This is a genomic window from Saccharopolyspora gloriosae (assembly GCF_022828475.1).
In the GTDB taxonomy this organism is placed as follows: Bacteria; Actinomycetota; Actinomycetes; order Mycobacteriales; family Pseudonocardiaceae; genus Saccharopolyspora_C; species Saccharopolyspora_C gloriosae_A.
This window is the reverse complement of sequence record NZ_CP059557.1, coordinates 5,676,542-5,695,407: the sequence shown is the minus strand read 5'-3', so window position 1 is coordinate 5,695,407 and position 18,866 is coordinate 5,676,542. Positions and strand designations below refer to the sequence as shown.

Annotated in this window: 19 protein-coding genes, 2 tRNA genes and 1 riboswitch; of the genes, 9 read left to right on the top strand and 12 right to left on the bottom strand. The window is 68.9% G+C overall.

Translation table 11 applies throughout. The annotated features are described in order from the left end of the window. Positions 1–14: 14 nt before the first annotated feature. Both H2Q94_RS24870 and H2Q94_RS24865 read right to left on the bottom strand, forming a co-directional pair. Positions 15–1,310, bottom strand: coding sequence for a hemolysin family protein (locus H2Q94_RS24870; protein WP_243789587.1), 1,296 nt, complete (start codon positions 1,308–1,310; stop codon positions 15–17). A 133-nt stretch (positions 1,311–1,443) separates the two neighbouring features. Then, positions 1,444–1,516: transfer RNA gene (locus H2Q94_RS24865), tRNA-Lys, on the bottom strand. Between the two features lie 375 nt (positions 1,517–1,891). On the opposite strand from H2Q94_RS24865, the gene H2Q94_RS24860 reads away from it, so the two are divergent. Continuing rightward, positions 1,892–3,007 carry a L,D-transpeptidase gene (locus H2Q94_RS24860; protein ID WP_243789586.1) on the top strand — a complete coding sequence of 372 codons (1,116 nt, stop codon included), beginning with the start codon at positions 1,892–1,894 and terminating at the stop codon, positions 3,005–3,007. 116 nt (positions 3,008–3,123) lie between these two features. Here the strand turns inward: H2Q94_RS24860 and H2Q94_RS24855 are convergent. The 4 genes from H2Q94_RS24855 to H2Q94_RS24840 all read right to left on the bottom strand — a co-directional run bounded on the left by H2Q94_RS24855 (position 3,124) and on the right by H2Q94_RS24840 (position 5,991). Further along, a tRNA-His gene (locus tag H2Q94_RS24855) sits at positions 3,124–3,199 on the bottom strand. Between the two features lie 117 nt (positions 3,200–3,316). Next, the gene (gene orn / locus H2Q94_RS24850; protein WP_243789585.1) at positions 3,317–3,949 is read right to left on the bottom strand and encodes an oligoribonuclease; all 633 of its coding nucleotides are present in this window, start codon (positions 3,947–3,949) and stop codon (positions 3,317–3,319) included. A gap of 59 nt (positions 3,950–4,008) precedes the next feature. Next, entirely contained in the window at positions 4,009–5,709 is a 1,701-nt protein-coding gene (locus H2Q94_RS24845) for an AMP-binding protein (RefSeq protein WP_243789584.1), read from the bottom strand. 66 nt (positions 5,710–5,775) lie between these two features. Then, positions 5,776–5,991, bottom strand: coding sequence for a hypothetical protein (locus H2Q94_RS24840; protein ID WP_243789583.1), 216 nt, complete (start codon positions 5,989–5,991; stop codon positions 5,776–5,778). 209 nt (positions 5,992–6,200) lie between these two features. On the opposite strand from H2Q94_RS24840, the gene H2Q94_RS24835 reads away from it, so the two are divergent. Next, on the top strand, positions 6,201–6,590 hold the full coding sequence (locus tag H2Q94_RS24835) for a hypothetical protein (RefSeq protein ID WP_243789582.1): 390 nt from the start codon (positions 6,201–6,203) through the stop codon (positions 6,588–6,590). A gap of 511 nt (positions 6,591–7,101) precedes the next feature. Here the strand turns inward: H2Q94_RS24835 and H2Q94_RS24830 are convergent. Both H2Q94_RS24830 and H2Q94_RS24825 read right to left on the bottom strand, forming a co-directional pair. Beyond that, a complete protein-coding gene (locus H2Q94_RS24830; protein ID WP_243789581.1) occupies positions 7,102–7,836 on the bottom strand; it encodes a hypothetical protein in 735 nt (244 codons plus the stop codon). Between the two features lie 75 nt (positions 7,837–7,911). Next, the gene (locus H2Q94_RS24825) at positions 7,912–8,181 is read right to left on the bottom strand and encodes a hypothetical protein (RefSeq protein ID WP_243789580.1); all 270 of its coding nucleotides are present in this window, start codon (positions 8,179–8,181) and stop codon (positions 7,912–7,914) included. A gap of 268 nt (positions 8,182–8,449) precedes the next feature. On the opposite strand from H2Q94_RS24825, the gene H2Q94_RS24820 reads away from it, so the two are divergent. From H2Q94_RS24820 to H2Q94_RS24805, 4 genes are all read left to right on the top strand, one after another. Beyond that, positions 8,450–8,719 (top strand): hypothetical protein, encoded by a 270-nt coding sequence (locus H2Q94_RS24820; RefSeq protein WP_243789579.1) that lies wholly within the window; start codon positions 8,450–8,452, stop codon positions 8,717–8,719. A 72-nt stretch (positions 8,720–8,791) separates the two neighbouring features. Then, a riboswitch (TPP riboswitch) is annotated at positions 8,792–8,890 on the top strand. Further along, positions 8,884–9,714: a bifunctional hydroxymethylpyrimidine kinase/phosphomethylpyrimidine kinase gene (thiD, locus tag H2Q94_RS24815; protein WP_243789578.1), complete on the top strand. Its 831-nt coding sequence runs from the start codon at positions 8,884–8,886 to the stop codon at positions 9,712–9,714. Its footprint overlaps the riboswitch before it by 7 nt. Before the next feature lie 21 nt (positions 9,715–9,735). Next, on the top strand, positions 9,736–10,449 hold the full coding sequence (tenA, locus tag H2Q94_RS24810; protein WP_243789577.1) for a thiaminase II: 714 nt from the start codon (positions 9,736–9,738) through the stop codon (positions 10,447–10,449). Positions 10,450–10,566: 117 nt separating this feature from the next. Further along, positions 10,567–10,983, top strand: a complete 417-nt coding sequence (locus H2Q94_RS24805; RefSeq protein WP_243789576.1) for a hypothetical protein — start codon at positions 10,567–10,569, stop codon at positions 10,981–10,983. Positions 10,984–11,008: 25 nt separating this feature from the next. On the opposite strand, the gene H2Q94_RS24800 is transcribed toward H2Q94_RS24805, so the two are convergent. The 4 genes from H2Q94_RS24800 to H2Q94_RS24785 form a co-directional block, all read right to left on the bottom strand. Further along, positions 11,009–12,142, bottom strand: coding sequence for a polysaccharide pyruvyl transferase family protein (locus tag H2Q94_RS24800; protein ID WP_243789575.1), 1,134 nt, complete (start codon positions 12,140–12,142; stop codon positions 11,009–11,011). A gap of 226 nt (positions 12,143–12,368) precedes the next feature. Then, a complete protein-coding gene (locus H2Q94_RS24795; protein ID WP_243789574.1) occupies positions 12,369–12,809 on the bottom strand; it encodes a hypothetical protein in 441 nt (146 codons plus the stop codon). A 14-nt stretch (positions 12,810–12,823) separates the two neighbouring features. Continuing rightward, positions 12,824–13,783 carry a hypothetical protein gene (locus H2Q94_RS24790; RefSeq protein ID WP_243789573.1) on the bottom strand — a complete coding sequence of 320 codons (960 nt, stop codon included), beginning with the start codon at positions 13,781–13,783 and terminating at the stop codon, positions 12,824–12,826. Between the two features lie 136 nt (positions 13,784–13,919). After that, positions 13,920–14,861 (bottom strand): ABC transporter substrate-binding protein, encoded by a 942-nt coding sequence (locus H2Q94_RS24785; protein WP_243789572.1) that lies wholly within the window; start codon positions 14,859–14,861, stop codon positions 13,920–13,922. Between the two features lie 329 nt (positions 14,862–15,190). Between H2Q94_RS24785 and H2Q94_RS24780 the strand changes: the two genes are divergently transcribed. The 3 genes from H2Q94_RS24780 to H2Q94_RS30750 all read left to right on the top strand — a co-directional run bounded on the left by H2Q94_RS24780 (position 15,191) and on the right by H2Q94_RS30750 (position 18,481). Further along, positions 15,191–16,102, top strand: a complete 912-nt coding sequence (locus H2Q94_RS24780) for an amino acid ABC transporter permease (protein ID WP_243789571.1) — start codon at positions 15,191–15,193, stop codon at positions 16,100–16,102. Continuing rightward, on the top strand, positions 16,099–16,866 hold the full coding sequence (locus H2Q94_RS24775) for an amino acid ABC transporter ATP-binding protein (RefSeq protein ID WP_309501073.1): 768 nt from the start codon (positions 16,099–16,101) through the stop codon (positions 16,864–16,866). Before H2Q94_RS24780 ends, H2Q94_RS24775 begins: the two co-directional genes overlap by 4 nt. Before the next feature lie 298 nt (positions 16,867–17,164). Next, a complete protein-coding gene (locus H2Q94_RS30750; protein ID WP_309501072.1) occupies positions 17,165–18,481 on the top strand; it encodes a GNAT family N-acetyltransferase in 1,317 nt (438 codons plus the stop codon). The last annotated feature ends 385 nt before the right edge of the window (positions 18,482–18,866 follow it).

Sequence of the window (18,866 nt, the reverse complement as noted above, 5' to 3'; positions counted from 1 at the left end):
CGCGACCGGAGTCATCACCGGTCGTCTCCGCCGGAGGTGTCGAGCGGGGTGATGTGGAGCCGGGCGATACGGCGACCGTCCATTTCGCGCACGGTGAACCGGTGGTCGAGCGCGTCGATCGACTCGCCTTCGGCGGGGACGCGCTGGAACCGGCTGATGACGAACCCGGCGACGGTGTCATAAGGCCCGTCCGGAAGCGCGATGCCGGTCTGCTCCTGCACCGCGTCGTGGTGCGTGAGGCCGTCGATGTCGTAGGTCCCGTCGGCACGTGCCGCGACCGGGGTGGCGCTGGGGTCGTACTCGTCCCAGATGTCGCCGACGATCTCTTCGACGAGGTCTTCGATGGTGACGATGCCGTCGGTGCCCCCGTATTCGTCGACGACGATCGCAAGGTGATTGCCGTGCTGGCGCATCCCGGACAACGCGGCGAGAACGGGCTTGCTCCTGGGCAGGGCGACGACCGGCCGGGCCAACTCCCGCACCGTGGACCGCCCGTGGCTATCGTGCCGCAGGAGGTCCCGCACGTGGATGAACCCGACGACCTCGTCGGCGCTGTCGCCGATCACCGGGTAGCGCGAGTGCGGCTTGTCGCCGACCTCGTTGACGGCATCGGCCAGGCGCACCGTGCTGGGCAGGAAGTCGACCTCGGTGCGGGGGACCATCACCTCCGACAGAACCCGATCGGTGGCCTGGAACGCGTCGGTGAGCAGCTGCCGTTCTTCGAGGCTGAGCTGTTCGTTGGTCCGCACCATGTCGCGCAGCTCGTCCTGGGTGACCTTGCCTTCGCCGGCCTGCGGATTGAACCCGAGCAGCCGCACTACGCCGTCGGTCGACTTCGACAGCAACCAGATCATCGGCCGGGCGACGGTGGCGAGTCGATCGAGGAATCCGGCGGTCAACAGCGCGACGCCTTCCGGGCGTTGCAGCGCCAAACGTTTCGGGACCAGCTCGCCGAAGACCAGCGACAGGTACGACACCAGCGCGGTCACCACGATCAGCGCGAGGGTGGCGGCGATCCCGACGGGCAGGCCCCAGCCGGCGAGGGCCGGCTGCAGCCGGACGGCGATCGTGGCGCCCCCGTAACTGGAGGCGAAGAACCCGGCGAAGGTGACGCCGATCTGCACGGCCGAGAGGAACCGATTGGAATCCGCCCGCAAGGCCGCTACGCGCCGGCCGCGCCGACCCTGCTCGGCCAGCTTGTGAACCTGACCTTCCCGCAGCGCCACCAGCGCGATCTCGGCAGCGGCGAAGAAGCCGCCGATCAAGACGAACAGCAGCACCAGAGCCAGGTTCCCCGCGATTCCACCCATGTCTGATTCTGGCACCGGACCCCGGCGCCGCGCTCTGGTCGACCCGACCGAGACCGGAGGACGAGATCAGATCCGAAAAGAATGGAAACCGACTCAAAAAGAAATGCCCCAGGCCGATGACCTGGGGCTTCTGTGCGCCAACAGGGACTTGAACCCCGAACCCGCTGATTAAGAGTCAGCTGCTCTGCCTGTTGAGCTATTGGCGCTTGGTGTCCTCCAGGGTTTCGGTCTTGGACCGTCTCCCTGGCGACGAAAGAAACTTTAGCACGGCGTTTCGGTGGTCGAATCGGGGGGTGCTGGAGCAGTATCCGAGTCGTGTTTCAGCCGGTCGAGGTGGGGAGCGGTGGTGTGGCGGGCAACCTCGGGTGCCGTCGTGCGTCTCATGCTCCGAAGGTCCGCAGGTTGACTCTTCGTGCACGACTGGTCGTCGGACACACGGTCGGTGCTTTGATGCACACTGGTCTGAGGCGGATGTGGGGATCGGATCGAACGGACAGTCACGCATGAAGCTGTTTTCTAACTCTGTCGGGAGAGTTTCCGGCCGCTGGTCTCGCGGGCTGCCTGCCGTGACCGTCGCGCTGGTGGGGTTGTTGGTCGTGAGCTGCAGCGGATCCGGGAGCGAGGAGTCGGCCGCGCCGCCGCCTCCGCCGTCCGTGCGGTTCGATCCGGCCGACGGGGCGCAGCAGGTGTCCCCGATCGCCCCGATCACGGGCGCCGCGGAGCACGGGAAGATCACCGGTGCGGTGCTGACGAACGAGGACGGCAAGCAGGTCGCGAACACCGTCACGCCGGACGGGGCGGGCTGGAGCGTGAGCGAACCCCTCGGCTACGGCACCACCTACACGGCTGAGCTCACCGTGCAAGGCGCCGCCGGGGCGCCGGTGACGCAGCGGACCACGTTCACCACGATCGAACCCGAGAACCAGACCTACGTGTCGATGAACCCGCTCGACGGGCAGACCGTCGGCGTCGGGCAGCCGCTGGCGTTCTACTTCTCCGAGGACGCGCCCGCTCCGGACAAGGCGAAGGCGGAGGAAGCGATCCGCATCCAGACCGAACCGGCCGTGGAGGGCGCGTTCTACTGGTTCGACGACCGCGAGGTGCACTGGCGGCCGCAGGAGTACTGGAAGCCCGGAACCAAGATCACGGTGAACGCGGACGTCTACGGCAAGGACCTCGGCAACGGGTCGTGGGGCGAGGAGAACCGCTCCGCCACGATCACCATCGGCGACGCGGTCGTGCTGCACGCCGACGGCGCCAGCCACCAGATGTCGGTGAAGGTCAACGGCGTCACCCAGCGCACCATGCCCGTCTCGCTGGGCAAACCCGAGTGGCCGTCCAACAACGGCGCGCACGTGGTCACCGAGCATCACCGCAAGAAGGTCATGGACTCCTCCAGCTACGGCCTGGACGTCGACAACGGCGGCTACCGCACCGAGGTCGAATGGGCGGTGCGCATCTCCAACGGCGGTGAGTTCCTGCACGCCGCGCCCTGGTCGGTCGGTCAGCAGGGCAGCAGCAACGTCAGCCACGGCTGCATCAACATGAGCGACGCCAACGCCCAGTACGTCTACAACCTGCTCAAGAAGGGCGACGTTGTGGAGATCACCAATTCCGGCGGGCCGAACCTGCGGTCTTGGGACGGATTCGGCGACTGGCAGGTGCCGTGGAACGAATGGCTCGGCGGCAACCGCTGATCCGATAGCGGCGGATTCGACGCGGCGGCGCCCCTTCGGGGGCGCTTTCGCGTTTCCGGGTCCGCCTGCCGCGACAACACAAAAGGCCCGCTCCGAAATGGAGCGGGCCTTTCGCATGGGGTGAGTGACGGGATTCGAACCCGCGACTCCTGGGACCACAACCCAGTGCTCTACCTACTGAGCTACACCCACCGCAGCTTCCGATCAACCGGGCGACCGGCTTTCCGGAGCAACACGAATATCCTAGCGTGCGCCGTGAGACCGGTCGTCACCGGGCTCCCGCCACCAGGGCCGAACCGGTGAAACTCGTCATTCGACCTGGTGAGAGGCCGTGTCGTCGCGGCCGCCGTCGAGCAGTTCGGCCGCCACGGCCTGCGCCTGCTCACTGCTCGGCCCCGGCTGCGGGACGAACGCGGTCCGGCGGTAGTACGCCAGCTCGCGGATCGATTCCCGCACGTCGGCCAGCGCGCGGTGCGCGAGGCCCTTCTCCGGCTGCGCGTAGTAGATCCGCGGGAACCAGCGCCTGCAGAGCTCCTTGATGGACGACACGTCCACCATGCGGTAATGCAGGTGCGCGTCCAGCGCGGGCATGTCGCGGGAGATGAAACCGCGATCGGTGGCGATGGAATTTCCCGCCAGCGGCGCCGAGATGTTCTCCGGCACGTGCTCGCGGATGTAGTCCAGGACGCGTTGTTCGGCTTCGGCGGTGGTGACCGTGGAGCGCCGTACCTCCTCGGTCAGCCCGGAGCGTTCGTGCATGTCGCGCACCACTTCGGGCATCCCCGACAGCGCCTCGTCCGGGGCGTGGATCACGATGTCCACGCCGTCGCCGAGGATGTTGAGGTCGGCATCGGTGACCAGGGCGGCGATCTCGATCAGGGCGTCGGAGCCCAGGTCGAGCCCGGTCATTTCGCAGTCGATCCACACTAGACGGTCGTTCACCTGACCGAGCCTAACGCGGTGCCCCGCGGCGCCGGGACCGCACCGGCGCCGCGGGGACATCACCGTTCGGTCTCGGTGGGCTCCGATTCCTCGAGCAGCCGGGCGGGCACGACCTTGCCGGTGGCGTTGCGCGGCAGTTCGGCGAGGAACGTGACGTCCCGCGGCAGCGCGAACTTCGGCAACGTGGGACGGACGCGTTCGCGCACGGTGTCCGAGTCGAGTTCCGCGCCCTCGGTGAGCACGACGAACGCGGCCAGGCGCTGCCCGAAGTCGGAGTCGTCGACGCCGATCACCGCGACCTCGGAGACCTCGGGAAGCGTGGCGATGGCGTCCTCGGTATCCTTCGGATACACGTTCTCGCCACCCGAGACGATCATGTCGTCCTCCCGGCCGACGACCTGCAACCGGCCGGCTTCGTCGATCCGCCCCAGGTCGCCGGTGCTGAGCATGCCGCTGCGCACTTCCTTGCCCGCGCCGCTGGTGTAGCCCTCGAACAGCATGTCGTTGCTGACGAAGATCCGTCCGGTCTCGCCGTCGCGCACCTGCGCACCTTGCTCGTCGAGGATCTTCAGGCTGGTGCCGCGCGGCGGACGGCCCGCGGTGCCGGGGGACTCGGCGAGGTCCCGCGGGTTCGCGATGCTGACCCAGGACGCCTCGGTGGAACCGTAGAAGTTGTAGAGGACCTCGCCGAAGACCCGCTGGAAGCGGGTCGCCAAGTCCGCGGGCAGCGCCGAACCGCTGGCCGCGACGATGCGCAGCGAAGACGTGTCGTACGGCGCTCTCGCTTCCTGCGGCAGGTCGAGGATCCGCTGCAGCATCACCGGCACCATGAACATCGCCGTGGCGCGGTGCCGCTGGACCGCCGCGAGCGCCTGCTGGGGCTCGAACTTGCGGCGCAGCACCAGGGTCGCGCCGATCGCGGAGCCGAGCTGGAACGCGGCCAGCCCCCAGGTGTGGAAGATCGGGGCCGCCAGCAGGATCCGCTCACCGGCGCGCAGCGGCATCCGGGACATGATCGTCGCCGCCGGGCCGACGCCGGGCGGCGCGGGCCTGCGCGCGCCCTTCGGCGTGCCGGTGGTGCCGGAGGTGAGCACGATGAGCCGCGAGTGCCGGGGCCTGCGCGGCAGCGAACCGGCCGTGGAGCTGCCGATGAGGTGTTCGAGCGTGGCCTTGCGGGTGGTGCCCTCGGTCCAGGCGAGCACCACGTCGAGGTCCGGATCCGCCGAGTCCGGCTCTGCGAGTTCTTCGGTGAACTCGACGTCGGTGACCAGCAGATCGGCCTGCTGTTCGGCGAGCACGGTGCGCACCTGCTGCGGGCGCAGGCCGGTGTTGAGCAGCACCACGTCCACGCCGAGCTTGCCGCAGGCCACGATCGTCTCGACGAGCCCGTGGTGGTTGCGGCACAGCACGGCGATCCGGCTGGCGTCCGTGATGCCGCGGGCGCGCAGGCCCTTCGCCAGGCGGGTGGTGCGCTGGTCCAGTTCGAGGAAGCTCAGCGCGCCGCGCTCGTCGATCACGGCAGGCCGGTCCGGATGCCGGATGGCGGCGACGGCATAGCCGAGCGCCGGTGTCACGCCCCAGCGCCGCCACGCGAACACGATGCGCACCAGCTTGTCGGGGCGCATCGGGCGCACCACTCCTTGCCTGGCCAGCAGCCAGAGGGTGTGCAGGCTGGAGCTGAGGCGATCCGCCTTGGCTCTGGCGGCCATTTCCGCCGCCACGTCTCGTGTCCGTCCCGCCGACCGCCGCCACAGTGCCACGCGTTCTCCTCCAAGTTAGCTACTCGTCAGTAGATAATGCCTTGAGTGGAGGCACGGGGGAAGAGCTCAGCGGTCCGAAATGACCTGTTCCGGTGCCGCGGCGGCCACCACGGCCTCTCGTATCGCGGCCCGCAGCCGGCCCGCCTCCAATGGTGCCAGCACCGCGGTCTCCCCGGGCGGGGCGACCACAACGACATTGCCCTGCTCCACGTACACCGCCATGTTCCGCCGCCTGCCCGCGACATCGCGGCAGCTGACCTGCCACTCCTCGTTGCTGACCACGTGCGACCTCCTCCCTCTGCGCCGAACGCACCGGTCCGGCTGGTTCTCCCCAGCGTGAGACGCCTCAGGATCACCGACGTGACGAGCGTTCGCTTGATTAATCGTGGATTCGCCGATCGGCTCATCACCTGAACCGGTGCGGCCGCAGTTCGGGGACGAGCTGCGGCCGCGCGCTAGGGACTCGGGGATCACCCTGGGATACTGCGATCATGGCTGGTTACGACAGGCTGCTGTGGCGGACTCTGCATCGCGTGCTGCTGGTGCTCACGATCGGAGTGCTGGGGCTGATGCTCGGACTCGGCTCCGGCCCGGCCCGATCCGACTCGCTGCTGGGCGTGCTCGTGGTCGCGCTCGTGGCGTTGCCGGTGGCGATCACGGTGCGCCGGATGACGCCGGTCGCCCGCGGCAACCTGCGGGCGGTGCCGCGCTACCGGCCGCTGATGGCCACGATGGCGGCGCTGCTCGCTCTCGTGACCCTGCTGGTGCTCTGGTGGGCCGTCAACAACGCGATCTTCCCCGGAACCCTGTCCCCGCTCACCCTGGCCCTGGTCGGCGTGGTCCTGGCAGCGCTGACTGCACTGCTTAACCGGGTGCTGTGATGTGGTCGTTTTGCTTGGGGGGTCGGGTGGCGGAACCTCAGTTGGTCTCTCGCTGCGGGATCTTTTTCCCTAGTGGCTCCGCCACGAGGGAAAAAGCTGTCCTCGCGAGAGACCAACTGAGAACCCGCGGGTGAGCGGCTTTTTGACGTGGGCTATGTGCTTCGCACATACAGGCACGGCCTTCGGCCGCAAGGCACGGCTTGCTTCGCTGCCGCAAGGCACGGCTTCGCCGCAAGGCATGGCCTTCGGCCGTGAGGCGCGGCTTCGCCGCAAGGCATGGCCTTCGGCCGTGAGGCGCGGCTTCGCCGCAAGGCATGGCCTTCGGCCGTGAGGCGCGGCTTCGCCGCAAGGCATGGCCTTCGGCCGCGAGGATTCGGCTTCGCCGTGACTAGGCAGGGAGCAGAAGACAGCTCCGAAATTCTGCCCGGACACAGCGAAGCCGCTGCTCGGTGGCTTTCGCCGGTGAGCAGCGGCTCGGTGTGTGCGTGCCGCGCGATCCGCGCGGAGTTGGTCAGACCGGCCGGACGATCAGGCCCTGCGGCTCGGCCGTGAAGGTCAGTGCGCCCTCGAACTCGGCGATGGGCAGCTCGTCGCGGACCAGGCGGTGCGGCGCGTCGGCCGTCTCCACCCGCACCTCGGCCGCGGTGAACGTCTGCTCGGCGAAGTCCGGCCCGGCGAGCTGGATCTCCAGCCGCTGCTCGCGCATGGTGATCGCGGCGGCGCCGCCGGGCACCGACAGCGGTTCGCCATCGGCGGTGACGATGAGGCTGCCCTCGCCGTCGGACTCCGGGCGCACCGCGACGTGCGAAAGGGCGACGTCGCGCGCTCCTTCGGCGCCGGTGACGCCGATGACGTTCTTGGCGACCTCGACCTGCTCGGAGTTCTCCGCCCGCGGGGCCAGCAGCGGGGTGCGCAGCTTCGCCGCCAGCCGGTGCGGCTGCCAGGAACCGGCGCCGATGAGGTTCACCACGGAGGTGATCTCCGTGTCGGCGAGCAGGCGTTCGCTGCCCACCGCGGGCGTGATCTCGATGGCCGCGACACCGCGCTCCTCCAGCAGGTCGCGCAGCGCCTTCGCGCGCAGCCTGCTGTTGCGGTCGAATCCGCGGGTGATCGCGACGGCTCCGGACGTGCCGCTCTGCGCCGCGGCGTCGGCGAGACCGGCCAGCGGAGCCCAGACCTCCGCCGGATCCGGCCGGGTCGAGCGGCGGGAGCGGGCGGACTGAGGGGCGTCGGCAGTGGTGTCCATTGCGTCAACCTTAATCCGCCACGCAGGGTCGCCTCACTAGGTGATCAGCGGTCGGCTGTGTGACTTCGCTCGCGCTCAAGCGTCCCAGGTGGTGACCAAGAGATCGCGGTCACGCTCCAGCTGTTCCTCGACGTGCTGTTCGCACTCCGGACAACGCTCCGTGATGCGGCGGCTCGACGGTTCCTTGGTGGCCGGCCAGGTTTCGTGCGGGAGCTTGATCGTGGTCGCGCACAGCGCGGTCACCGGATCACCGGCTGGTCTGGCACCGGGGCGCACCGTGATCGCGTGCCGGACTCGCTGCCCGGCGCCGACGATCCACCAAACGTGCTCTTGATCGGGGAACACTTCGGTTCCACCCCCATACCTGTCAGGACGTTCCGCTTGGCGCGGCTCGCCCGGCTTCGGTCCGCTGGCCGGGTCTCGAACTCTAGACGGATCGATCAGCTCACACGTTGCATTCGCGTGGCTACCGGAACGATCGGATGCACTGCTCCGATGGTGTTACGGCGGCTGTTCGGCGGAACACTCTCGGTCCAGCGCAGCGTGCAGGCTGCGCCACTCGCCGTACGGATCCGAGCCGGAGATTCACTTGTGGTGAGAAGGATCACCGCCCATGCTGAGCGCGTCGGTGATCGATCCCGGAGGCGTGCTCGTGACGGACCTGCATTTCCCCCGGCCGCGCCAGGATCCGTACGAGCCCGGCGCCCTCATCCGCTGGCTGGTCGCCGACGGCGAGCCGGTTCGCAGCGGCGCCCCGGTCGCGGAGGTGCTGACCGAGGGGGACAGGCGCACGGTGCGCGCCTCGGCCACCGGGACGTTGTGGTGGCAGGGCAAGGCGGGCGAGCGGTTCACCGCGGGCGTGGTCATCGGACTCATCGAATGAGGGCGGGCCGGGCCGCGGCGTGATCGCCCGGCTCAGGTGAGCAGGGCGGTTGACCGTGCTTGCTAGGTTGGTGCCAGTGACGCGGGGTGCCCGGCGATCGGCCGGGCTGAGAGCAGACCCGTCGAACCTGACCTAGTTCGTGCTAGCGGAGGGACGTCACCGACGTGACCATTCCTGTTGCCCGGCCGACGCATCGGCCCGCTCCCAACGTGCTGACGATCGCGGGCACCGACCCCAGCGGCGGTGCCGGGATCCAAGCCGACCTCAAAGCCTTCTCCGCCAACGGCGCCTACGGCATGTCGGTGGTGACGGCGCTGGTCGCGCAGACCACCACCGGTGTCGCCGAGGTGCGGGAAGTGCCGCCGGAGTTCGTCACCGCCCAGCTCGCGACGCTGCTCGACGACGTGCGGGTGGACGCGGTGAAGATCGGGATGCTGGCGAACGCCGGAGTGATCCGCGCGGTCGTGGCGGTGCTGGAGCGCTACGCGCCGCCGCACGTGGTGCTGGATCCGGTGATGGTCGCCAAGAGCGGGCATCGGCTGCTGGCCGACGAGGCGGTGGCGGTGCTGCGTGACGAGCTGCTGCCGCGAGTGGACCTGATCACGCCGAACCTGCCGGAGGCCGCGGATCTGCTGGGGGAGCGGGAGATCACCGACTCCGCCGGGATGGCCGGGCAGGCGCGGCGGCTGACCGAACTGGGCGCCAAGCAGGTGCTGCTCAAAGGCGGGCACCTGCGCGCCGATGCCGGACTGGACCTGTTCTGCGGCGACGGCGGTGCCGAGTTCTTGCGCCGGGAGCGGATCGAGACCACGAACGATCACGGCACCGGTTGCACGCTGTCGGCCGCCATCGCCGCACTGCGTCCGCGACGCCCGGACTGGGCGGCGGCCGTGCGGGACGGCAAGGAGTACCTGACCGAGGCGTTGCGCGCCGCGGACCGGCTGGACGTGGGCCGGGGGCATGGACCTGTGCACCACTTCCACCACTGGTGGTGAACCGATCTGGAGGAACCGTTCATGAGCAGGCTGCCCGATCCACCGGCCGCGGGATTCTGCGCGGGAGCGTGGGAGCACACCGCCGCCTTGCAGCAGGCCATCGTCGAGCACCCATTCAACGGCGCGCTCGCCGATGGGAGCCTCGACCGGGATCGGTTCGCGTTCTACATCGTGCAGGACGCCCGGTACCTGGTCGGTTTCGCGCAGGCGTTGAGCGCGGCGTCTACGCGGGCGGCGGACCCCGCCGACGCGGCGTTCCTGGCGGGCGCGGCCCACGGTGCGCTGGTGGAGGAGCGCCGGCTGCACGCCGGGTACGTCGAGGAGTTCGGGCTCACCGAGGCCGACCTCGACGGGGTGGTGACCTCGCCGTCGTGCGTGGCCTACACCTCGTTCTTGCGCGCGAGCGCGCTGGTGGAGCCGTATCCGGTGCTGCTGGCGGCGATCCTGCCGTGCTTCTGGGTGTACCAGCACGTGGGCAGCGAGATCTTGGCCGCCGTCGGCGACGTGTCGGCGCATCCGTACCGGCGGTGGATCGAGACTTATGCGGACGAGGAGTTCGCGGACGCGGTGCTGAGCGCCCGCGAGCTCACCGACCGGGTGGCGGCGGAGGCGGACGAACCGATGCGGCGGCGGATGCTGGCCGCGTTCGTGCGCGCCAGCGAGTACGAGTGGATGTTCTGGGACGGCGCGTGGACCCGCGAGCAGTGGCCGACCGCGCGCTGGCTCCCGGCGTGAACTCGTTGCGGCCGCACGGTTTTCCGGCTGCGGCGGCGCCGATCGCGGATTCCCACCGGCCGAAATTTGATCACGCGGAGTAGTTGATCCGAGTGCGTTGTGAATCCGGAGAGTCCGGTGGTCAGAGGCGCTGCGGTCGTTCGATCAATTCGTGATCAGGAGCACTTTCGAGTGGTGCTAACGAATACCCTCCGCCACGACGATGAGGCCTACGACACGTTCGTTCGGCGTGTTCAGACGTGGGACTTCTTCTCACTGCGGCGGCAGGATTCGGTGACCTTGAGTACGGGGACTTCTATTTTGATCATGCTGGCGGGGATGCTGGTGCCGGTGCTGGCCGCAGCGCCCTTCTACATCGCCGACCGGCGGCGCGACGCCGAGGCGACGCAGGCCGACACGGAGCCTGAAAAACAGACCGCAGAGCCTGAAATCCAGGACGTAGAGCAGGAAGAGCAGGACGCGGAGATCATCGTCCTGCACCCTGAATCGCCGTCCGCGAACCTCGAAACCGGATCGGAGCACGCGGCGGCGTAACTTCGCCGCCGCCCGGCGTCCGGCTTCAGTCCCCGTAGATGGACCAGGCGAGCTTCGACTTGGCCTCTTGCAGTGCGGTGAGCGTGGACTGCTCGTACCCGCCTTCCTCCGGGCGAGGCGGCACCTGCAGTCCTTCGCTGAGCCCCCAGCCGGATCCGCGCTGGATCAACGACCGGTGCTTGTTCGTGTAGTACCCGGAGTTGATCGAGACGGCGACGCCGTGCGCACCGGCGGCCGCGGCCATCAGGTGCATGTGGAACCGGGTCGACAGCCAGCGCTGCCCGGCGGCCGCGGGCAGCCCGTGGTCCATGATCTCGGAGAACGCGTAGAACCGGGACCCGGGCAGGTCGTGCTCGACCAGCGCGAACACCTCCCGGTCCACGCGCGGGATGCCCTCGATGATGCCGACCTGATCGGGGTGCACGTCCCAGGTTCGCAACGTGTCGAGCAGGAACCCGGCCAGTGCGGGAACCGTGACGTCCAACAGGTCCGACTGCAGGCAGATCACCACGTCCCGCAGGTCGTCGGTGCGGTACAGCCCCGGTTCGATGCCGAAGAACATGTCGTCCCCGGTGGCGGTGAGCTGCCCGGCGGAGTCGAGCAGCTCCGCGGACGGCTCGTCGCGCACGTCGATCAGTTCGAACTGCGAGGCGAGGTTGCGCACCAGCGGCTGCGCTTCCGCCGGTGTCGGCCACAGGCCCTGTCCGGTCATCACCGCGCGCCCGCCGGAGCGGCGCACCGCGGCGACCGCACCGGCCAGCAGTCCGTAGTGTCGCGGCCAGATGCCGTTGATGAACCCGCCGCCGATGATGTGCACGAGGTCGGCGCGCGCGGCGAGTTCGATCCCGGCGAGCCAGTGCGGTGCCAACCCGGGGTTGATCATGGCGTGCTGCACGAAGGACGCCACTTCCCACGGCTCGTCGGAGGGCGCGGACCAGCACAGCCGCCACAGCGTGTCGGTGAACCGGACGTGCGGATGCAGGTGGCCCAGCAGCACTTCGCTGGGGCCGGGGTTGGGGCAGTCCAGCCACACTTCGCTGTCGGGGGCGACCTTGGCCAGGTACTTCAGCCACGTTGCGGCGATCAGCTCGTCACCGTAGTTCGGATTCCCGGTCGTGCCGACCAGGTAGAGCGTGGGGTGTGTTGCGGAACTGGTCACTGGAGCTCTCCACCTGGTCGGGGTCGCGGCTGCGCGCAGGCGCCGAACCTAACAACACGGTGCGCGTGGTCCCGCGCGGAGGCATCTCGGCGGCCGCCTGGCGGCGCGTCCGGAGGTGCGGCCGTGCTCCACTTGGACGCCGTCCGTCGCAGGAGCAACAAAAAACGGCGACAACGACTCGGTGCTAATACCGGTGCGTTGTCGCCGTTGATCGTGTTCGGTGAACTCAGTTCTGTTCGTGCAGTTGGTTGCGGAGGCGTTCGATGCGGTCGCGGGTGCGGCGGAACTTCGCCTCGTAGTGCTCCTCGAACAGCGCCGTCGGCAGCGTCGCGACGGTGACGCCCATTGCTCCGTCGGTGTCGGGGCGCTGCGGCAACGGCTCGGCGGCCCGGTCGGCGGCGGTTTCCTGGTGCGGGACGCCCGGCCGTTCCTGAGCGGCCTCGGCGGGTTGCTCAACGGCCTCGGCTGGTTGCGCATCGGGCTCGGTCGAGGCGGGCCGGGTGGTCTCGCCGGTGGGCTTGGCCGGCTGCTGCGGGTTGCGCAACGCGTGCTTGCCGGTGGGCGGAGTGTCTGCGTGCGCCCGGCGCCGTGCGCGGTGCAGCAACGGCCAGAAGATCACCGCCGCCACGACGACACCGCCTGCGAAGGAAATGACGATCAGGTCCACGTGCTCGCTCCGAATCAGTTCCGCTGGACGGCGTCGGTCGGTTCGCCATCGGTGGCCGCGACGGGTTTAGCGTCGCCGGGACTTGCGGGTTTCAGCGGGGAATCCAGTGGGATCAGGTAGCTCTGGGTGTCCCCGCGCGGCTCCGGCAGCCACACGTGGTGCGCCGGTTCGCCGACGAGCTCGGCGTCGATCACGTTGTCGATCTCCTGCGCGCCGATCTCGTTGGTGGAGGCGCCGACCAACCTGCCGACACTGTCCAAAGAGGACATGACGGCGGTGCGGAGCTCCTCCATGCGGGCCTGCTTGGTGTGCAGGTCCTGCAGCACGTCGAGCCGGAGCTGCTCGGTCTCGGCGTCGCGTTGCCCGCATTCCCACCGGGTACGGGACAGCAGTTCGTCGGCCTCTTCCTGCGCGGCCGTCATCACCGCCTTGTACTCGTCCCGGATGTTGTGGCGCATGACGCGCTCACGTTCCCGGATGTCGGCGACGCTCTGCTCGTGTTCCCGGCGGATCTGGCGCTGCCGGGCGTCGATCTCATCGACCAGTCGAGAGCACTCCTCCCGCATGGCGTCGGCGGCCTGTTCGGCCGCGGTGATCAGTTGTTGTGCCTCGTATTCCGCGCTGCCACGCATGGTCTGTGCCTGCCGCTGCGCTTGCTCGCGCAGGGTCTGCACTTCCTCCTCGGCCAGCGACAGCATGTTCTGCACGCGTTGCGAGGCGTGCGGCAAACCGGTGTCGGAGGCTTCGATGCGCTTGAGGCGGAGTTCGGCTTCGGCGAGATCGTGCCGCGCGTCGTCGCAGAGCCGGCGCAGGTCGGAGTTCAGCGCCACCGCCTCGTTGCGATCGATGCTGACCATGCGCAGCTGGTCCTCGAGCAACTCGATGTGCTCGGTGACCTGACGGCGATGGAATCCTCGTACCTGGATGTCGAATCCGGGCCGGAGCGGGACGACGGCGTGTGCGGAGTCCTCCACGTTGGACACTCCTCTCCACAGGCGAGGGTCGACTCGCCGAGGAGAGTAGGTCTGATCCGGACCCCGCGCGCGGTGGAGACGGGCCGATACCACCTGATCAGGTAGTGATCGGCGGGACCGGCCGAGCCGACGGTCCTTAGTGGATCTCCGCCGGACTGACCTGTGATTCGGGGATCGCCGAAGCGGCCACGCCCCACTTGTTCAAGATGCGCTCGTAGTCGCCGTCTCGGATCAGCTCGTTCACCGCGGCCTGCAATGCCGGAGCCAGCGGCGAGCCCTTCGCCAAGGCGAAACCGACGTCGAGCCTGCGGAACTCATTGCGCAGCTCCACCGCAGGCTGCTGCGTCGACGCGTAACGCAGGCCGTTGATGGTGCTCATGATCGCGTCGATCTTGTGCTGGCTCAGCGCCGAATACAGCGTGCTGCTCTCCGAGAACACCTGCACCTGGTAGGCGGGCTCGCCGATCTCGGCGCACCGGTGGACCTGCGCGTTGAGGGTGGCTTCGAAAGTGGTGCCCTTGGAGGTGCCGACGGTGCGCCCGCACAACTGGGTCACGTCGGTGATCGGTCCTCCGGCGTCGCCCTTGCGGACCGCGAAGCCCTGCCCGTCCTGGATGTAAGTGGCGAAGTCGATGGTCTTCTTGCGCTCCTCGGTGACGCCGAAGTTCCCGGTGCCCGCGTCGTACTTCCCGCTGCCCAGTGCGGGAAGAATGGTCTCGAACGCGGCCTCTTCCGCTTCGACGCGGAGCCCCAGCTTGCGGGCGACCGCTTCGGTGATGTCGACGTCGAGGCCTACGGCCGTGCGGTTGTCCTCGAGGTAGAACCCGGCCGGTGGCGAACCGATCGAGCGGCCGACGCGCAGCGCACCGACGTCCCGGACCGAAGCGGGCAGCAGGGTCGCCGCGGCGTCGCTTCGCTGAATCCCGGAGACGACGTCGGCGCGCGCGTCGAGCCCCGGCGCGACCGACGTGTCGGGAACCGGGCCGCAGGCGGCGAGCAGCGTCGTGCCCAGCACTAGTGCGAACGCGGTCGCGGCACGCCAATTCTGCTTCGAGCCGGGGGAGGAGGAACTGCGCATCGTGCTTCCTTTCCCGGGCCGCATCGGGGCTGATGCCCGCTACCGGTCGGGCGTTGAACGGGGAGCACCGGAGTCGTGCGGCTCGGCGAATGGTCGGGATCGTCTCGGGGCCAGCGGTGGCGGCGACAGGAGGCCGACCACACCAGGCCGAGATCGATGTAGGTGCGCGTGACCAAGCGCGTCCGGGGCGGCACGTCCGCGAGCTTCGCCGGATTCACCGGGGACGTCAACGGTGGCCACAGGGTGGGACGGCCGAGGTGTTCGCTTGACGGATCTCCACGCGGCGATGGATGTTCGAGTTCCCGATTCCCTTGCACAGGCGGGAGAACATGTCTCATCTGCAAGCCGTACCGGACGCCGCACAGGTCGCGGCGGAGGACACGGCCCCGGAGGTCGTCCCGCTGCGCCGCCCGTTCCGCTGGGTCGCGGCGGTGCTGGTGCTGTCGGTGCTGGGCGTCGCCGTGTTCTCGATCGCGACCAACCCGAACTTCCAGTGGAGCGTCGTCGCCGCCTACTTCGGCACGCCCGCCGTGTTGCACGGGCTGTGGCTGACGTTGTGGCTGACCGCGGTGACGATGGTGCTCGGATTCGCCCTCGGCACCGTGCTGGCGGTCATGCGGCTGTCCGGCAACCCGGTGCTGGCCGGGGTGAGCTGGGGATACATCTGGTTCTTCCGGTCCGTCCCGGTGCTCGTCCAGCTGCTGTTCTGGTTCAACATCGGCGCGCTGTACCCGGTGATCGGATTCGGGGAGTTCTCGGCGCCCACCGTCGATCTGCTCGGCGGTGTCACCACGGCGGTGATCGGCCTGGTGCTGCACGAAGCCGCCTACGCGGCGGAGGTGGTGCGCGGCGGGATCCTGTCGGTCGACGCCGGCCAGTCCGAGTCGGCGCAGGCGCTCGGGATGACCCGCACCCGCATCCTCCGGCGGATCGTGCTGCCGCAGGCGATGCGCGCGATCGTGCCGCCCGCGGCGAACATGCTGATCGGCACGTTGAAGGGCACCTCGATCGTCAGCGTGATCGCGGTGCACGACCTGCTGTACTCGGTGCAGCTGATCTACAACCGCAACTACCTGGTGATTCCGCTGCTGCTGGTGGCGACGGTCTGGTACTTGATCGTCACAAGCCTGCTGACGATCGGCCAGTTCTACGTCGAGCGGCACTATTCCCGTGGTGCGCAACGGGAATCGGTGCCGACGCCGTGGCAGCGATTCCGCAGCGCGACGACCGGAGGTCGATGATCTTGTCAGCGATGGTCGAGGTGCGCGGAGCGCGCAAGAGCTTCGGAGCGGTGCAGGTGCTGCGCGGGGTCGATCTCGCCGTCGGCGAGGGCTCGGTCACCTGCGTCATCGGTCCCTCCGGTTCCGGCAAGAGCACCCTGCTGCGCTGCATCAACCACCTGGAGAAGGTCGACGCCGGGCGGGTCGAGGTCGGCGGCGCGCTGGTCGGCTACCGGGAGTCCGGCGGCAGGCTCTACGAGCTGCCGGATCGGGTGATCTCCCGGCAGCGCGCCGAGATCGGCATGGTCTTCCAGGGGTTCCACCTGTTCGGGCATATGACCGCGCTGCGCAACGTGATGGAAGCGCTGCTCGGCGTACGTCGACTGTCCAAAAAGGACGCCGAGGTGCGGGCGCGGGAGGCGTTGCGCAAGGTGGGCCTTGCCGAGCACGCCGAGTCGTATCCGCGTCGGCTCTCCGGCGGTCAGCAGCAGCGAGTGGCGATCGCGCGGGCGCTGGCCATGGAGCCGAAGGTGCTGCTGTTCGACGAGCCGACCAGTGCGCTCGACCCGCAACTGGTGGGGGAGGTCCTGGCGGTGATGAAGGACCTCGCGCACGGCGGGCTCACCATGGTCGTGGTGACGCACGAGATCGACTTCGCCAGGGAGGTCGCGGATTCCGTGGTGTTCCTCGACGACGGCCGAGTCGTCGAAGTCGGCCCGCCCGCCGAGGTCCTGCTCGCACCCCGCGAACCCCGAACCCGAGAATTCCTCACCCGCGTCCTCTGACCCCGCCACGCTCGGCGCCGCGACGACGTGACGAAGTGAACGGACCGTTCGCCCAATCCGCTTGGACCAACGGTCCGTTCACTCGCCCCCGGATCCCCGCAGCTGACGGCGCCACCACCCGGCCGAGGAGCTCGGGTGGAGTGAACGGACCGTTCGTCCCACGGGATTGGGCGAACGGTCCGTTCACTCACCAAGCGCGGTGACGGTGAGGTGACGCGGGGCACCGGGCGACAGGGGTTCGCCACCCTGTCGGCTGAGTTAGGGTCGGCTTTCCCAACTCGGCGTGAAGGGGTGACGTGTGGCAGGTGTGACCGAGAACGTGCAGGCGGATCCGCGGGCCGCGGTGCTGTTGCGAAGGTGGCTGGCGGAGACGCACACGCCGGTCGCGCCGGGACCGTTGAAGGTGACGGTCGGACCGCTCCGGTTCACCACCGAAGTCACCTACCGCTCACCGACGGGCGCGCACGGTTTCGGCCCGATCCGGGTGGCCGATTCCGGTGCCGTCGCGGACTCCGCGCTGCTGGCCGCGGCCTGCTCGGCGGATGCGCGCGGCCGGGCCACCGCTGACGCCCCGATCAACTCTGAAGGGGCGGGAACGCTGCTCGACTGGCTGCTGCACGCGGTGCGCACCGGCGCGGTCGATCCGCTGGCGGGCAACGACGATGTCGATGTGCTCGGGCAAGGCGTGTCGTCGCAGGACGAAGCGCGGCGGTGGCTCGCTTCGCACATCGAGAGCACCGTGACGCCCGCGCTGCGCAACCTCGATGGCCGTGCCGACTTGGACGAGGTGACGGCACGGTTGCTGACCCGCCGTTCGCTGGCCGTCATCGGCCGGTTCGGGCTGCGCGGCGTGGCGGACGAGTCGGAGCTGTTGACGGCACTGGCGCACGACCTGGCCGCGCTCGCCGAGACCTACCCGGACACTGAGCGGGTGGTGCGGCATTGGCTGAACAGCGCCACCTTGACGGATCTGGCGGTGCTCAACGGGTCGGGTCTGCGCTACTTGGCCGAGGGCAAGGTGGCGGTGGCGCCGGTGCGCTACGAGGTGTCGAACCCGCTGCGCGAAGTGTCGGCGGACGGGGTGCCCGGGGTTCCGGTTCCGGTGTTGGACGAGGGTTGGTCGTTGCGGCCGGTCGCGCTGGAGTCGGAGGACGCCGCGCTCGTGCACCGCTGGATGAACGAGGATCACGTCGCGGTCAACTGGAACCAGGCGTGGTCGTTGCAGCGTTGGCGGGACGAACTGAGCTCGCAGCTCGGCGGCGAGCATTCGGTGCCGTGCATCGTGAGTCGCGACGGCCGCGAGGTCGCGTACGTGGAGCTGTACCGGGTGGTCCGAGACAAGCTCGCCGCCTGCTACCCGCTGCACCCGCGGGATCTCGGCGTGCACATCGCGATCGGGGAGAAGGACGCCATCGGCCGCGGTCTCGGTTCGTCCCTGCTGAACGCGGTTGCTCGCGGCCTGCTCGCTGCGGACCCGGAGTGTGTGCGCGTCGTCGCCGAACCCAATGTCCACAATGGAGCTTCGGTGGCGGCGTTCGGGAAGGCCGGCTTCGACCGGTCTCGCGAGGTGGGCCTGCCCGGCAAGAACTCCGCCCTCATGGTCCACACCCGCTGACCGGCGGCGCGATTCTTTCGGAGTGAACGGACCGTTCGTCCCATCTCACTGGACGAACGGTCCGTTCACTCTTCCTCAGCGACCGCCAGCTGAAACCCACGGATCCGGCGCCGACGCGCAAGGCTTTCGGAGTGAGCGGACCGTTTACCCAATCCCGTTGGACGAACAGTCCGTTCACTCATCGAGCCGAGCCCGTGCTGCCGGAGTGAGCGGACCGTTTGCCCAAGCTGGTTGGACGAACGGTCCGTTCACTTGAGCTCGCAGTATCGGCGGGGTACCGGTGTCGGTGCGGAGGACGGTGGGAGTGAGCGGACCGTTTGCCCAATCCCGTTGGACGAACGGTCCGTTCACTCCGTTGCGTCGGTGCCGCCGGCCGGGTGGGGGC